Here is a 14,528-nt window from a genome sequence, read left to right on the forward strand (position 1 = left end):
AGCACCGCCGATTCAACCCGACCACAGGTCGATGTCGCGGCGGACGGATTCCGGCAGCTCCGATTCCACCACGATGTCGGCGTAGAGGAACCGCCCGCCTGGCCGCAGGACCCGCAGGACCTCCGAGAACGCACGCCGCTTGTCCGGTGCGAGGTTGAGCACGCCGTTCGAGATGACGACGTCGGTGCTTGCGCTCTCGACGGGGAGCTCCAGGACGTCGCCGCGCCTCAGCTCGACATTCGAGATGCCCGCCTCGGCTGCCGCCGCCTGGGCCTTGCGGAGCATCGGGTCGGTCATGTCGATCCCGATCGCTCGCCCCCGAGGTCCCACGATGTTCGCAGCGAGCAACAGGTCGGTGCCGGCGCCGCAGCCGATGTCGACGACCGTCGATCCCGGTGGGACGGAGCCCATGCGAAGTGGGTTCCCCACCCCGGCGAACGACTCGATCGCGAGCGGAGGAATGCGCGCGAGCGCCTGTCGATCGTACCGGAGGAAGGTCTCGGCGTACGCAGCGCCTCGATGGAAGTGGAACTCGCCCTCGGGCGCCTCGGCGACGCGGGCGTAGATCTCCCGGATCTCGTTCCGGAGGCGGACGGTGTCGAGATCGACGGGGCACGTGGCGGCCATGTCTCCTCACGCGGTCTTCGAGGTACGCACCGCATACGCGTGTCACCCCCGACGCGCCACGACCCACAACGAGCGGACGGGCGCCCACTCCTGGCGCGCTCCCGTCCTGAGTACCAGCGCCTCGGGCCGGCCTTGACCATGCGCCCTCGATCCGCCTACTCAAGAACGATCTTGAGTAGCAGGGAGAGCCTCGTGCCCAGCCCAGGTCGCCGGTTCAAGGACGCCATCTACGAGCAGTTCGCGCGGGTGTCGAAGGCGCTCGCCAGCCCGCATCGGATCGAGCTCGTCGAGCTCCTCGCGCAAGGTCCGCGCACGGTGGAGGCCCTCGCCCGCATGGCGGACATGAGCCTCGCGAACACCTCGCAGCACCTTCAGGTGCTCCGCGCGGCGGGCCTCGTGGAGTCGACGAAGGAGGGTCTCTTCGTGACGTGCCGCCTCGCGGATCCGACCGTCGGCACGCTCCTCCTGGCGCTGCGGAACGTCGCCGAGACGCGGCTGGCGGACGTCGCGAGGATCACGCGCGAGTTCCTCGCCGAGAACGCACAGCTGGAGGAGGTCGACGAGGCGGCCCTCCGGCAGAAGGTCCGCAAGGGGAACGTGACCGTCCTCGACGTGCGCCCGCCGGAGGAGTACGAGGCGGGCCACATCCCGGGCGCACTCTCCGTGCCGCTGCCGGAGCTCGCGAAGCGCCTGTCGGACCTCCCGAAGCGGCGCGAGGTGGTCGCCTACTGCCGCGGCCCGTACTGCCCGCCGAGGACCGAGCCGCGCCTCGCCGTCCTGGGGTGACGTCGGTGCGGCGCTACCTCCCGCGCTGCGAGGGTTCCGTCGATCCGGACGCACGGGTCGGCGGAGCGCCCGGCGTGTGGGTCCACCGCCCGGTGATCGGCGTGTTCCAGGGCGCGACCGCCGAGCCGGACGTAACGAGAGCACCATGACGCGGCCTCCGATCATCGACCACGACACGGCAGAGCTACCGGTCTTCCTGCCGGCCAACCTGCTGGACGGCGCGAGGCGGCAGAAGGGCCTGCCGCCGGGTGGCGTCCCTGCTGGCTGCCTGCTCGACATGGACGGCGAGCTCGTCGAGCGGCTCGTCGCGTCGGGTCGCGCCGCCGCGGATCCCTCCTGGCCCTGCTTCCATACGAGGCTGTACCGCTGGAGGACGGGCGGTGGCGAGATGGGCGTCATCGGCGGCACGGTGGGCGCCCCGTTCGCGGTGCTCGTCGCGGAGGAGCTGTTCGCATCCGGCTGCGAGGCCCTCGTCAGCATCGCATCGGCAGGCCTGGTCGCGTCCGATGCACGGCCTCCGCTCTTCGTGCTCATCGAGCGCGCGCTGCGCGACGAGGGGACGAGCTACCATTACGAGCCGGCGGCCCGGTACGCCGAGGCGGACCCCGGCTTGACCGACGAGGTCGCGCGGGCGCTGGCTGGTACCGAGACGCGGATCTTGCGCGGCGCGTCCTGGACGACCGACGCGCCCTTCCGCGAGAGCGCGGCGATGATCGCCGCGAGGCGGACGGAAGGGATCCTGTCGGTCGAGATGGAGGCGGCAGCGCTCCTCGCGATGGGACGAGCCCTGCGTAGACCCGTCACGTGCCTCGCGCACGTCACGAACACGATGGCCACGAGGCCAGAGGACTTCGACAAGGGTGGCCATGGCGGGCAGGAAGAGGCGCTCGGGGTGTGCGCCCGAGCAGTCGGAGCCGCCCTCGCCTTCGTCCGCCGCAGTCGCACTCCGGGAGCGCAGCCATGACCTCCATCAGGGAGCACTGGCAGAAGGTGTACGACCGCAGGCGCGAGGACGAGGTCTCCTGGCACCAGGCGAGCCCGATCACGTCGCTCGACCTCATCTCGAGGACGGGCGCAGGGCGCGACGCGCGCGTCGTCGACGTCGGGGGCGGCGCTTCACGCTTGGTAGATGCCTTGATCGAGAAATGGTTCGAGCACGTCACCGTGGTCGACATCGCGGACGCGCCCCTCGAGCTCGCGCGGAAGCGGCTCGGGGATCGTGCCTCCCGCGTCACGTGGGTGACGAGCGACGTGGGCGACTGGGCTCCAGACGGACCCTACGACGTCTGGCACGACCGGGCGGTCTTTCACTTCATGGTGCGCCCGGAGGACCGGGCGGCGTACCTGTCGACGCTGCGGAGCGCGCTGCGGAGCGGAGGACACCTGATCATCGGCACCTTCGCCTCGAACGGGCCGGACCGATGCAGCGCGTTGCCGGTGATGCGTTACGAGCCGGAGACGCTCGCGGCGGAGCTCGGACCCGACTTCCGGCTCCTCGAGGGCGTCCGCGCGGAGCACGTCACGCCGGCGGGCAAGGTCCAGCAATTCCAGTTCAGCCGGTTCGTTCGCATCTAGACAGCCCCGGCCGCAGTGCTCAGAGCGCCCGCTCCCATGCCCCCCGGCGCCACCGCTCGACCCACGCTTCGGCGCGGTACAGCGCGAGCGCCGGCGCGTTCGATGCTGCGACGCGCAGCACGACCTCGCGAGCGCCAGCCGCGTCGAGGAGCGCCTCGCACCGACGCAGCAGCCATCGCCCGAGTCCGCGACGCCGCGCGCGCGACGCGACCGCGATCGTCTCGACCTCGTTCTCACCCTCGCGCTCGGGTGCCACGACGCCCCGCAGCAGGCCGACAGGGCCGTCCGCGTCGACGAGGAACCGTAGAAGCTTCGGGTCGAACGCTGGCGACGCGACGATGCGCGCACCGTCGTCCGCGGTGACGGGGACCGTGAATCCGACCCCAGCGAACGCGTCGTTCTCGAGCGCCGCCCACGCCTCCAGCCCGACCTGCTCGAGGCCGACCTCCGCGAGCCCGGCGGGCAGCGCGAGCGGCGGCCGCGGGCGCGTGCGGCGCATGCCGACGACTGCGTCCGCCGGCTGATAGCCCCGCGCCTCGAGCTCCGCACCGATACCGGGGGCGTCGCGCTCGACGACCCGAAGCGTCCGCGCCTGGGCGCTTCGCGCGCGCGCCTCCATCGCATCCACGATCGCGAGCGCCGCAGGCGCCGGTCCCGCGAGCCACGCAAGCGCGCACCGGCCCGTCTCCGTGAGGCCCTTCGCGACCCACAGCCCGACGGCGGCCGGCGCGCCGTCTTCGAGAAGCGCGACGCCCTCGATCCCGTCCGGCAACGCCGCAACCTCGGCCCGCAGCGCGGCGACGTCGCGTCCGAGAAGCGCCGCGATGGGCGCCCAGTCGCGCGCGCTCGACCACGGCACGATGTCGCGAGGCGCCTCCGGCCTCTGCATCCGATCGCGTGTCATTCGTCCCCCCGCCGACGCCCGGTCGCGTCGACCGGAAGAAGACCACAGCTGGTGCACCACGAGAACCGTTTCCGACGTTCGCGCGAACCCTCCGAGGCTCACCAGGGCCCGGTTCGGACTGCGCGACCGGTGGACACGCATCCGTCCCGGCGACATGCTCACGGCCATGCCCCGCTTCCCCGCGGCGATCGCCTCCCGCCTCCCGAACGTCGGCACGACCATCTTCACCGTCATGTCGCGGCTCGCGGCGGAGCAGGGCGCGCTCAACCTCTCGCAGGGCTTCCCGGACTACTCGGCCCCGCCGCTGCTCTACGACCTCGTCTCGAAGCACATGAGAGCCGGCGAGAACCAGTACGCGCCGATGGCGGGCGTCCTCTCGCTCCGGGAGGCGATCGCCGAGAAGGTCGAGGCGCTGTACGGCGCCCGGTACGATCCCGAGCACGAGATCACCGTCACCGCCGGCGGCACGCAGGCGATCTACACGGCGGTCACCTGCCTGGTCCGCCCGGGCGACGAGGTGATCCTGTTCGAGCCGGCGTACGACTCGTACGCTCCATCGATCGTCCTCAACGGCGGCACCGTGGTCCGCGCGCGGCTCGAGTTCCCGGACTACCGGCCGGACTGGGAGGCGGTGCGGCGCCTCGTGACGCCGCGCACCCGCGCCATCATCGTGAACACGCCGCACAACCCGAGCGGCACCACCTGGACCGAGACCGACCTGCGGACCCTGGCGCGCCTGGTGGATGGCACGGACATCGTCGTCATTGCCGACGAGGTGTACGAGCACATCGTCTTCGACGGGCTCCGCCACGAGAGCTGCGCGCGGCTCCCCGAGCTCGCCGCGCGCTCGTTCGTCATCTCCTCGTTCGGCAAGACCTATCACGTCACCGGCTGGAAGGTCGGCTACGTCCTGGCGCCCCGCGAGCTCATGACGGAGTTCCGCAAGGCGCACCAGTTCATCGTCTTCACCGTGAACACGCCGGTGCAGCTCGCGTTCGCGGAGTACCTGCGCGACGCCAGCCGCTACCTCGAGCTCGGGGCCTTCTACCAGCGCAAGCGGGATCTGTTCCGCTCCGGCCTGGCCGCGTCGCGGCTCCGGCCGCTGCCCTGCACCGGGACGTACTTCCAGCTCGTGTCGTACGCGGGGCTGACGGACGAGACGGATGTGGCGTTCGCGGAGCGGCTCACGCGCGAGATCGGCGTCGCCTCGATCCCGGTCGCGCCGTTCTACGAGGAGCCGCCCGGCGATCCGGTGCTGCGCTTCTGCTTCGCGAAGAACGACGACACCCTGCTCCGCGCCTGCGAGCGGCTGGCGCGGGTCTGAAGCGATCTCGACGCGGAGCAGCATCCTCGGGCGACGGCGGCTTGCGCCGCCCCCGGGGAACAGGTCCCTAGCCGAGCGGGATCCTCGCCTTGTTCCGCTCCAGCCACGCCGCGAACGACTGGAGCTCGGGATCGAGCGAGCGCGAGAGCGCGACGTCGCGGGACGCGCAGAACTCGTCGTTGCAGAGCGCCTGGTACTCGAACATGTTGCCGAGGTCGTCGGCGCCGGGGAACCCGAGCGCGCGGTACTGGTCGAAGGGCATGTCGTGGAAGGCCACCTTCCGGCCCAGCGCGCGCGAGAAGGCGGCGGCCATCTCGGGTCCCGTCAGGACCTCCCCCGCGATTCCCACGTATCTCCCGACGAGCTGGCCTCCGCGGCGGAACACGCCGTACGCGCACCTGCCGATGTCGTCGGCGGCGATGCCCGGCAGCTTTCCGCCGCCGAGGGGCAGCGCGAGCACGAGGTCGCCATCGGACCCCGGGCGCGGACCCATGCCGAAATGGATGAAGTTCTCCCAGTAGAAGGCGGCCCGCAGGAAGGTCGTGGGGGCCGATTCGTTCGCGAACGTCCGGTCCGCCTCGCCCTTCGCGTCGAAGTGCGGGACCTTGTACTTGCCCTTCAGCGTGCCCAGCCGGGAGTCCTCGAGCGGCACCCGGTCGCGCGTGTCCTCGAGGGTGGACCAGACGACGTGCGAGACGCCGGCGTCCTTCGCGGCCCGCGCCATCGCCCGCGCTTGCGCCAGCTCGCGCTCGGGCGAGAAGTGCTCCCAGAAGTTCGTGACGCAGAAGGCGCCGTGGGCGCCCGCGAACGCGCTCCGCAGGCTCGGCGGGTCGTCGGCGTCGCCGGCCACGACCTGGGCGCCGGCCGCCGACAGCGCTCTCGCCTTCTCGGAACCCGTGTCCCTGGTGATCGCCCGCACGGCGAACGGGCCCTCGCGGTCGGCGAGGATGGCGCGCACCAGCCCTCCCCCTTGCGCGCCGGTCGCGCCGATCACGGCGATCGTCTTCTTCTCGGCCATGCGTGCCTCCTTGCTGGTCCGAGTAGGCGCGGACCCGGGGCGGCGCCGCGCTGAAGCGGGTCGGGTCGGGTCGGGTCACCAGCCGGGGGCCGGCGCGCCTCGCTCCTCAGGACGCCACGCGGCGACGCGCGGCGCCCGCCGACAGGGCCCGCCGAGGCAAGCCGATCCCGAGCTTCTTCATCCGGGAGCGCAGCGTGTTCGGGTTGATCCCGAGGATCGCCGCCGCCCCGGCGGGGCCGCTCACGCGCCCGTGGGTCCGCTCGAGGACGGCCTCGATGTGCGCGCGCTCGCGATCGCGGAGCGTCTCCGCGTACGGGAGGTCGGCGGGCGTCGCCTGCGCCGGCTGCGCCTCGAGCGCCTCCGGGAGCCGGAGGATTCCGTCGGCGCACTGCAGCACCGCGCGCTCGAGCACGTTGCGCAGCTCCCGGACGTTCCCGGGCCAGGCATACTCGGTCAGTGCGCGGAGGACGGACGCCGGCACCTCCCGAACCTCCTTCCCCGCGCGCGACGCGAGCTGCGGCACGAAGTGCCGGACGAGCAGCGGGATGTCCTCGCGCCGATCGCGCAGGGGCGGAACGGTCACCGGGAAGACCGCGAGCCGGTAGTAGAGGTCCTCGCGGAAACGGCCGGCGGCGACGTCGGCCTTGAGGTCGCGGTTGGTGGCGATGATGACGCGGACGTCCCTCCGCACCGTCTCGGAGCTGCCCACGCGCTCGAACTCGCCCTCCTGCAGCACGCGGAGGAGCTTCGCCTGCAGCTCCAGCGGCAGCTCGCCAACCTCGTCGAGGAACAGGGTGCCGCGGTGGGCGAGCTCGAAGCGGCCCTTGCGGAGCCGGGTCGCCCCGGTGAACGCGCCGGCGACGTGGCCGAACAGCTCGCTCTCGACGATGTTCGCCGGGAGCGCGGCGCAGTTGACCCGGACGAACGCCTCGCGCGACCGGGCGCTCGCGTCGTGGATGGCGCGCGCCACGAGCTCCTTCCCGACGCCGGTCTCCCCCTGGATGAGCACGGTCGTGTCGCTCGCCGCGACCTGGCGCACGCGCAGGAACACGTACCGGAGCGCGTCCGACTCGCCGACGATGCCGGCCCACCCCTGGACCTCGTCCATCTCCTCCTTCAGGTACAGGTTCTCCTCCTCGAGACGCGCCCGCAGGGCCTCGAGCTGCCCGATGGCCTCCTCGCGCTCGGCCTCGGCGCGCTTGCGGTCGGTGATGTCGCGCGTCACCGAGAGCACGTACTGCTCGCCCCGCACGGTGATGAGGGTGGCGCAGAAGAGCCCGATCACCTCGCCGCCGTCCTTGCAGCGGAGGTGCGCTTCCACGTTCCGGACCGGGTTGCCGGCGAGCACCTGCTCGTACAGCGCCGCACGGGCCCGGGAGTCCTGCCACAGCCCGAGGTCGGTCGTCGTCCTGCCCAGCGCCTCCTCCGCGGACACGCCCATCAGCCGCGTGAACTCCTCGTTCACCGCCGTCACGGTGCCGTCCGGGCGGGCCATCACGGCGGAGTCGGGCAACATCGCGAACGCCACCCGGAGCCGCTCCTCGCTCTCGCGCAGGGCGCCCTCGGCGCGCCGCTGCCTGGCGAGGTGGCGCTTCAGCGAGCCGACCCACAGCGCGAGGCCGCCGACGACGAGGACGAGGAAGGTCGCCGCGGCCCCGGCGACGATCCATCGGACCTCCCGGCGCGAGGCGAAGACGATCTCATGCGGGCGCCAGCGCTCCCGGATCCGTGCCAGCGTGCCGTCGCGCTCGAGCTGCGCCAGGGCCCGGTTGAGATCGGCCAGCGTCGCCGCGTCACCCTTCCTGACCGCCATCGCGTACGGCTGCCTCGCGAACGGCGGTCCGGCCACGGTGATCGCCGCCCCGTGATCCGACTTGACCGCCTGCGCGCCGACCCAGAGGTCGGCGGCCAGCACGTCGATCTCGCGCCGGGCCAGCCGGGCGAGGCCGTCCCGGTGATCGTCCACGATCACGACGGACACGCCGGGGGCACCCTCCAGGAGCGTCCGCGGGTATCCACCGCGCGTGACGCCGACGCGCTTCCCCACGAGATCGGCCGGAGTGCTCGCCGGCAGATCGCCGGTTCGCACGAAGAAGGCGAACTCGTGCTCGAGGGTGCGATCCGTGAAGTCGTAGACCACCTTGCGGTCGTTCGTGACGGTCATCCCGAGGATGACGTCGGCCTCGCCGGCGCGGAACTTGTCCTGCGCGCGCTGCCATCCCATCAGCTCGATGCGCGCGGGCCGGTTCAGCGCCGCCGCGACCGCCTCGCCGATCTCGACGTCCAGTCCTCTCGGCGTCTCTCCCTCGAGATAGCTGAGCGGCCGGTAGTCTGCGTCGCCGACCATCACGAGCGGACGGGGATCGCCCGTCGGCGCCCCGGCGCCACCGGAACCCGCCGCGTACGCGCAGGTGCATGCGAGCCCGGCGAGGAGACCCGCCGCGCGGCGCAGGTTCGCCGTCGTCGCTTCCAACTCGACCCCCTCCCGCCGGGCGGCGCCCGACGGGGTGCTCTGTTTGGCCCGTGCCGACTCCCCGTTCAAGGCTCGGGCGGGGCACCGCGGACGAGGTGGAACGGAGGAAGGAAGCCGACCGAGCAGGCGTGCGCTCACACCGAGTCATGGACGAGGCGCCAGACGGCCGACCACGGCCAGCAGGTCGGCGAGGTCGAACGGCTTCCGCAGCGCGTGATCCGCGCCCGCCGTCCCGTGGGGATCGACGGCAGACATGAGGCAGATCGGGATGCACGCGAGCCCGGAGTCCGCGCGGAGCCGGCGCAGGAGCTCCCATCCGCTCATGCGGGGCATCATGAGGTCGAGCAGCAGGAGCGACGGCCGGCCGGGCTGCGACGCGATCACCTCGAGCGCATCGGCGCCGTCCGACGCGACGCGGACGGCGTGACCCTCGAGGCGCAGCATGTCCGCCACGACCTCGCGAACGTCGGGATCGTCGTCGACGACCAGGACGTACCGCTCGGCGCCCGGTTGCTCCCGGGGGTGCGCCGCCTCGGCGCTCCACTCGCGCCCGGCGCTCATGCCGACCTCTGCGGGGCAGGGAGCAGGGGCAGGACGGCCTCGAACGACACGCTCCACCCGGCGCGCGACACGAGCGAGAAGACGCCGGCGTGGGCCTCCACGACGAGGCGGCAGACGTACAGACCCAGGCCGCGCTCACCCCCGGCGCGTGCGTCGTCCAGCACTCTCGCATCGGCGAGCATCTCGCGGACGCGCTCGGGCACCTCCGGCCCGGTGTTGCGAACGGCGATGCGGACCCGGTCGCCCTCGGCTGCAGCGGCGAGCTGGATCCGGTCGCCGGGGCCGACGTGCCGGACCGCGTTGGAGGCGAGGTTGTCGAGGAGCCGTCGCACGAGCGACGGGTCGAGGGACGCCACCTCGGGCGCGCCGGCGACGTCCACCTCGACCGCCGCCCCGCAGGCGGCGGCGCGCGGCTCGGCCAGGCGCGCCGCGTCGCGCACGAGCGCCCGCAGGGCGACCGCCACCCGGGCGGCGTGCAACCGCTTCCGTTCGATGCGGGACTCGACGAGAAGGTCGGGGATCATCGCGGCCAGCCGCTCGCACTCCGCGCGCACGAGGCTCAGGTCCGCCACGACGTCGTCGAGGCCCGGCGCGCCGTCGAGCCGCTCGACCATGAGCGCGACGAGCGCGCGGATGCTGGCGACGGGGCTCCGGAGATCGTGCGCGAGCAGCTGGGCCAGCGGCGGCCGCCCATGCGGTGCGTCGAGGCGAGCGGGTGGCGCCTGCTCGGCGGGCACGCCGGGATGGAGGACTTCCTCGCCCTCGAGCGACGCGAGCGCACGGATCCCGCCGCGGAGCGCCCGATGCGCGTCGGACGCCTGGTGCGTCTCGAGGCAGCCCGGGTCCGTCCACGCCTCCAGGAGACAGAACGCCTCCGGAGCATCCACGTTCACGTAGGCGTCCCGCGAGAGGCAGCCGGCGGGCAGGCCGCGCCCTAGATAGCTGCCGAGCAGCTGGAGGAACTCCAGCATGGAGCGCTCCCGGACGCGGCAGCGGATGAGCGCGACCGCAGCGCGGTCGGGGAGGGAGGGAGGATCACGCATCGGGCACGTTCCTGGGTGTCGGAGCGGCGCGGGCGACCCCCAGTGCTCGAGGGGTCCCGGTCCGCATGGCGGGCCGCACCTGAGCAGGAACGAGACCAGGGGCGTGGCGTGGCTCGACGGCCGCGTAAGCCGCCGTCGCCGCGACCGATTTGGCGGCTCAGCCGCCGTCCGCGCGCCCCGTCGCGAGAGCGACGGGCAGCGAATTCACGAAATGTCGCGATCCGAGCGACGCTCATGTGCCCGCGCAAGGCGATTCTTGCGGGGTGGCGCCGAGCGGGCGCTCGAAGCCATTCCTATCGCACCCGCAGCCCCTCGTTGCCCCTGCGAGCCTGCCCATCTGACGGTCCCTGGCCTGGTCGTCGCATTTCGTGGGCTCCACGCCATGAGGGGGCGCGACGGCGGGTGCCTCGGTGCCCTCAGGGTCGTCCGCCCGGCCTGACCTCCCGAGCCCGGCGAGACCCTCGGGGCGCATCGACTCCACCCCGCCCACCCCGTCAGCGCCGCGTGCAGCTCGAGGCAACCTCGGTGGCGACGAGGAGGAGCGTGCCGAACGCGCGATCGACGTAGACGTCCGCGGCGACGGCGCAGCCAGGAGTGCTGGTGGCGAGAGCGATCCCGGGCTGTTGCGGCTGGCAGGTCGGCAGGCGGGACAGGACCGAGTGCTGCAGGAACAGCCGTTGCGAGCCCAGGAACGGGATCTCGGTCTCGTGCAGGACCTCGACGTCGGCGTCGCTCAAGTCGCCCTGGCACGGGAGCCAGGTGGTCACGGGCACCGAGCTGCCGGCGTCGTCGACGCTGGCGGTCCCGAGGGGCAGGAAGCGCGGATCCGACTTCAGCGTGGCTGGATCGCGGCCGGGCGGATCGTACAGGGGATGATACGAGAGGATGGCGGTGCGCTCGGCGGGCGTGAGCGTCGCGATGAACTCGGCGACGTGAGTGTCTCCGGAGGACCGCGTCCCGTCGAGAACCTCCACCGGGATGTCGAGGAAGTGGGGACCCTCGCAGCTGAGCTCATTGGGCCAGAAGCAGTGTCCCACCGACGTCCAGCTCCAGCTCGCCTGCCTTCCTCCCGCGAAGTCGGTCGCGACGGTCAAGGTGGGATTCACCCAGACCGTGATCGCATCGGCCGAGAGCCCCGGGACGTCCAGCTCGTTGCGGAAGCCCCATGCCGAGCCGCTCCCCTGGCCATCGCCCCACGCGAGCAGCACGGCCGCCGACTCCGGCGTGACCGGGTGCAGCGGTCCCATTCCCAGCTCGCCGAGCTCCGTGTTGACCATCGCGGCGGTGTGCTCGGCCGCACCGTCTTCACGGACGACCGCGCGAAGCCGGCCGCCGAGCTCCGATGCGGCCGCCGGCAGGCTGCTCTCCGGACCGGTCCAGCCGTAGGAGAGCACGCTGCCGTTGCCGATGGCGCCGTAGGTGATCGAGACCACGACGAACTTGATCGGCGCCGTGTTCACCGCGACCGTCTGCCACTCGAGGCATTGGCATGCGCCGGCGCTCTTGCCGGCGCGCACGCAACCGGCGGGCGCGTCGCACGAATCACTTCCACAGGACGAGCCGACCAGGAGCGTGAGCCCGGTTCCGAGTAGCATCAGCGCGCGCAATCAAGCCTCCCAGATGCAGGAGGCTACCCGCACCGTGTGTGAAACGTCGCGTGACCCACTGTCGCACGCCACCACGGTCGGCGTCGCGGCGAAACGCCGCGGGCGCGTGAATCGATGCAGCAGTCGGCACCCGGGCATTTTTCCGCACCCGCGGTGGAGGGTTGACCGACCGGCCGCACCACCCGTAAAACGTGCACTCTTACCCGCAGTGAACACACGCGATCGCTCCACACCATCGGAGCGGGGATCGGAACCCCATGACGAGTCGATTCGCCATCGCCGCCGCAGCGCTGATGCTGTCCGGAGTCGCCACCGCAGCGCCGGGCGACGTCCTCCTCCAGATCGGCGCGCCGGGGAGCGGCGCCGGGCAGCTCGCGGCACCGTGGGGGGTCGCGACGGCGCCCGACGGCAGCGTCTACGTGACCGACACGGGCAACGATCGCATCCAGGTGTTCGCGCGGACGGGAGAGCTTCTCCGCGCCTGGGGCAGCACCGGCGCCGCGAACGGGCAGCTCGCCGGGCCCACCGGGATCGCGGTGTGCGGGTCCACCGTCTACGTCTCGGACACGAACAACAACCGCGTCCAGCTCTTCGACACCGCCGGGAACTTCGTGGCCGCGTACGGGGCGAGCGCGCCGCGCGGCCTCGCCTGCGACGATCTCTACCTCTACGTCGCCGAGACCGGTGCGAACCGCGTCTCGGTCTGGGAGTGGGACGACTACGGGGTCTCGCCTCCGGCCATGCCCGGCCCCGGCGAGCTCCTCGCCCCGACCGCCGTCGCGCTAGGCCCCGGAGGGATCTACATCGCCGACACCGGGAACGACCGGATCGTCGTCGTCGGCTCCGGCAGCTTCGGCGCGTCCGGCAGCGGCCCCGGGCAGCTCCTCGCGCCCACCGGCATCGCGGTGGACGCGGGCGGCAACGTGTACGTCGCCGATCGCGGCAACGGCCGCATCCAGGTGTTCACCTCGGCGGGCGCGTTCGTCACGTCGCTCGCCGCGCCGGGCCAGGGGGCGGGCCAGCTCGCCTCGCCCTCCGGTCTCGCGCTCGACGCGGGCGCCTCGCGGCTCCTCGTGGCCGACTCCGGGAACGACCGCGTCCAGGCCTTCGGATCGATGACCGCGGATCTCGCCATCGCCGCGGCGGCGTTCCCCTCCGCGGTCGATCTCTACGGCTCGCCCTTCGCGGCGGACGTGACGGTGCGCAACCTCGGGCCGGGCGCGTCGGGCTCCTCCAACGTGGTCGTGCGCATCTCGCCGGCCAACACGTCGCCGTGCTCGGCGATCATTCCGGGCCTCGCGCCGGGCGCCGAGTACGTGCAACGCCTCACGTGCACGCTCCGCCCGGACACCGCTGCCGGGCCCGCCACGCTCACGGTGAGCCTCTCCCGGAGCGGCGGGGTCGCCGACCCGGACGCGACGAACGAGACCGCGGCCGCGCCGCTCCAGGTCAACGCGCCGGATCTCGTCGTCCCGCTCGTGTCCGCGCCCGCGACCGCGGCGACGATGCGGCAGTTCCCGGTGAGCTTCACGGTCGCGAACCGCGGCCCGGGGAGTGCCCCTGCGTCGAACGTGATGTTCATGTTCGTCCTGAACACCACGACTCCCGCATCGTCCGGCTCCATGGGCCAGGTGGCCGTCCCCGCGCTCCCGCCCGGCGGCGAGGCCTCGCTCACCGCCACGCTCACGGTGCCCGCCAACAACGTGCCGGGCACGTACCTCCTGCGCGCCACGGCGTACGGCCAGACCTGGGCCGGTGCCCTGATCGAGACCGACAAGACGAACGACGCCGGCCACTCCCAGCCGATCGCCGTCGCCGGGCCGGACCTCTCGCTCGTCGGCTCCTCCTTGCCCGCGTTCGGAGTTCAGGGTGAGACGCTTCAGGTCCCGCTCACCCTCGCGAACGTGGGCGCGGGCGACGCGTCGCGGGGGTTCGGCGTGAACGTCGTGCTGACGCGCGACGGCGGGGTGTGCACGCCGACGCGCTACTGCGCGGACGAGGACGACGACTGGTGGCTCGGCAGCGCGACGGTCACGCAGGCGCTCGTCGCGGGCCAGCAAGTGACGGTCCAGGCCTCGCTGCCGATCCCGGCGGACTTCATCCCGGTCACGTGGAACGTGTGGGCGGTGATCGACAACGCGAACGCCGTTCGGGAGTCGAACGAGGGGAACAACAAGGTGTTCCTCGGGTCGATGGTCGTCGGCCCCGCCGCGACGACGCTGCGGGTCGGCATCGACATCAAGCCTGGCAGCTTCCCGAACAGCATCAACCTCGGCTCGGGAGGCAACGTTCCGGTCGCGATCCTGAGCAGCGCGGACTTCGACGCGACGACCGTCGACCCGCTCTCCGTGACGCTCGAGAGCTCCCCGGTCGTGCTGCGTGGGAACGGCACCCCGTCCGCCTCTGTCCAGGACGTGAACGGCGATGGGCTCCTCGATCTGGTCGTGCACGTCGAGACGAGCACGCTGAAGCTAACCAGCCAGTCCACCGAGGCCGTGCTGCAGGGCCGCACTCTTGCGGGCGTCGCGATCGCGGGGACGGACTCGGTGAACATCGTCCCCTGACGCGGCCACGTCCCTCGAGGAGGTCGACGCCGTCGTGCGCACCCGC

12 protein-coding genes are annotated in these 14,528 nt (G+C 72.4%); 5 read left to right on the forward strand and 7 right to left on the reverse strand.

Annotation, left to right across the window (positions count from 1 at the left end; all coding sequences use genetic code 11):
* Nucleotides 1–12: 12 nt before the first annotated feature.
* Nucleotides 13–627, reverse strand: coding sequence for a methyltransferase domain-containing protein (locus AMOR_RS10640; RefSeq protein ID WP_248360834.1), 615 nt, complete (start codon nucleotides 625–627; stop codon nucleotides 13–15).
* A 192-nt stretch (nucleotides 628–819) separates the two neighbouring features.
* On the opposite strand from AMOR_RS10640, the gene AMOR_RS29825 reads away from it, so the two are divergent.
* From AMOR_RS29825 to AMOR_RS10655, 3 genes are all read left to right on the forward strand, one after another.
* A complete protein-coding gene (locus AMOR_RS29825) occupies nucleotides 820–1,413 on the forward strand; it encodes an ArsR/SmtB family transcription factor (protein ID WP_248360836.1) in 594 nt (197 codons plus the stop codon).
* A 145-nt stretch (nucleotides 1,414–1,558) separates the two neighbouring features.
* A complete protein-coding gene (locus AMOR_RS10650; protein ID WP_248360838.1) occupies nucleotides 1,559–2,377 on the forward strand; it encodes a nucleoside phosphorylase in 819 nt (272 codons plus the stop codon).
* Complete coding sequence (locus AMOR_RS10655) at nucleotides 2,374–2,988, forward strand: class I SAM-dependent methyltransferase (RefSeq protein WP_248360840.1); 615 nt, start codon at nucleotides 2,374–2,376, stop codon at nucleotides 2,986–2,988. The genes AMOR_RS10650 and AMOR_RS10655 overlap by 4 nt, the downstream gene beginning before the upstream one ends.
* A 19-nt stretch (nucleotides 2,989–3,007) precedes the next feature.
* Here AMOR_RS10655 and AMOR_RS10660 read toward each other — a convergent pair whose 3' ends face one another.
* On the reverse strand, nucleotides 3,008–3,892 hold the full coding sequence (locus AMOR_RS10660) for a GNAT family N-acetyltransferase (protein WP_248360841.1): 885 nt from the start codon (nucleotides 3,890–3,892) through the stop codon (nucleotides 3,008–3,010).
* A gap of 166 nt (nucleotides 3,893–4,058) precedes the next feature.
* On the opposite strand from AMOR_RS10660, the gene AMOR_RS10665 reads away from it, so the two are divergent.
* Nucleotides 4,059–5,216, forward strand: coding sequence for a pyridoxal phosphate-dependent aminotransferase (locus AMOR_RS10665; RefSeq protein ID WP_248360842.1), 1,158 nt, complete (start codon nucleotides 4,059–4,061; stop codon nucleotides 5,214–5,216).
* Between the two features lie 67 nt (nucleotides 5,217–5,283).
* Here the strand turns inward: AMOR_RS10665 and AMOR_RS10670 are convergent, their stop codons facing one another.
* The 5 genes from AMOR_RS10670 to AMOR_RS10690 all read right to left on the reverse strand — a co-directional run bounded on the left by AMOR_RS10670 (nucleotide 5,284) and on the right by AMOR_RS10690 (nucleotide 11,906).
* The gene (locus AMOR_RS10670) at nucleotides 5,284–6,234 is read right to left on the reverse strand and encodes an NmrA/HSCARG family protein (protein WP_248360843.1); all 951 of its coding nucleotides are present in this window, start codon (nucleotides 6,232–6,234) and stop codon (nucleotides 5,284–5,286) included.
* Between the two features lie 106 nt (nucleotides 6,235–6,340).
* Entirely contained in the window at nucleotides 6,341–8,707 is a 2,367-nt protein-coding gene (locus AMOR_RS10675) for a sigma 54-interacting transcriptional regulator (RefSeq protein ID WP_248360844.1), read from the reverse strand.
* Nucleotides 8,708–8,851: 144 nt separating this feature from the next.
* Nucleotides 8,852–9,268 (reverse strand): response regulator transcription factor, encoded by a 417-nt coding sequence (locus AMOR_RS10680; RefSeq protein WP_248360845.1) that lies wholly within the window; start codon nucleotides 9,266–9,268, stop codon nucleotides 8,852–8,854.
* Nucleotides 9,265–10,239: an ATP-binding protein gene (locus AMOR_RS10685; protein WP_248360846.1), complete on the reverse strand. Its 975-nt coding sequence runs from the start codon at nucleotides 10,237–10,239 to the stop codon at nucleotides 9,265–9,267. Before AMOR_RS10685 ends, AMOR_RS10680 begins: the two co-directional genes overlap by 4 nt.
* Before the next feature lie 566 nt (nucleotides 10,240–10,805).
* Complete coding sequence (locus AMOR_RS10690; RefSeq protein ID WP_248360847.1) at nucleotides 10,806–11,906, reverse strand: hypothetical protein; 1,101 nt, start codon at nucleotides 11,904–11,906, stop codon at nucleotides 10,806–10,808.
* A gap of 269 nt (nucleotides 11,907–12,175) precedes the next feature.
* On the opposite strand from AMOR_RS10690, the gene AMOR_RS10695 reads away from it, so the two are divergent.
* Entirely contained in the window at nucleotides 12,176–14,482 is a 2,307-nt protein-coding gene (locus tag AMOR_RS10695; protein ID WP_248360848.1) for a CARDB domain-containing protein, read from the forward strand.
* Nucleotides 14,483–14,528: the final 46 nt, after the last annotated feature.

Source organism: Anaeromyxobacter oryzae (assembly GCF_023169945.1).
Taxonomy (GTDB): domain Bacteria; phylum Myxococcota; class Myxococcia; order Myxococcales; family Anaeromyxobacteraceae; genus Anaeromyxobacter; species Anaeromyxobacter oryzae.

What these genes read in the sequence shown, in the direction of transcription:
- AMOR_RS10640 (WP_248360834.1), bottom strand. Translation starts at nt 627, where the DNA reads ATGGCCGCCACGTGCCCCGTCGATCTCGACACCGTCCGCCTCCGGAAC.
- AMOR_RS10650 (WP_248360838.1), top strand. Translation starts at nt 1,559, where the DNA reads ATGACGCGGCCTCCGATCATCGACCACGACACGGCAGAGCTACCGGTC.
- AMOR_RS10655 (WP_248360840.1), top strand. Translation starts at nt 2,374, where the DNA reads ATGACCTCCATCAGGGAGCACTGGCAGAAGGTGTACGACCGCAGGCGC.
- AMOR_RS10660 (WP_248360841.1), bottom strand. Translation starts at nt 3,892, where the DNA reads ATGACACGCGATCGGATGCAGAGGCCGGAGGCGCCTCGCGACATCGTG.
- AMOR_RS10665 (WP_248360842.1), top strand. Translation starts at nt 4,059, where the DNA reads ATGCCCCGCTTCCCCGCGGCGATCGCCTCCCGCCTCCCGAACGTCGGC.
- AMOR_RS10670 (WP_248360843.1), bottom strand. Translation starts at nt 6,234, where the DNA reads ATGGCCGAGAAGAAGACGATCGCCGTGATCGGCGCGACCGGCGCGCAA.
- AMOR_RS10680 (WP_248360845.1), bottom strand. Translation starts at nt 9,268, where the DNA reads ATGAGCGCCGGGCGCGAGTGGAGCGCCGAGGCGGCGCACCCCCGGGAG.
- AMOR_RS10685 (WP_248360846.1), bottom strand. Translation starts at nt 10,239, where the DNA reads ATGCTGGAGTTCCTCCAGCTGCTCGGCAGCTATCTAGGGCGCGGCCTG.
- AMOR_RS10690 (WP_248360847.1), bottom strand. Translation starts at nt 11,906, where the DNA reads ATGCTACTCGGAACCGGGCTCACGCTCCTGGTCGGCTCGTCCTGTGGA.
- AMOR_RS10695 (WP_248360848.1), top strand. Translation starts at nt 12,176, where the DNA reads ATGACGAGTCGATTCGCCATCGCCGCCGCAGCGCTGATGCTGTCCGGA.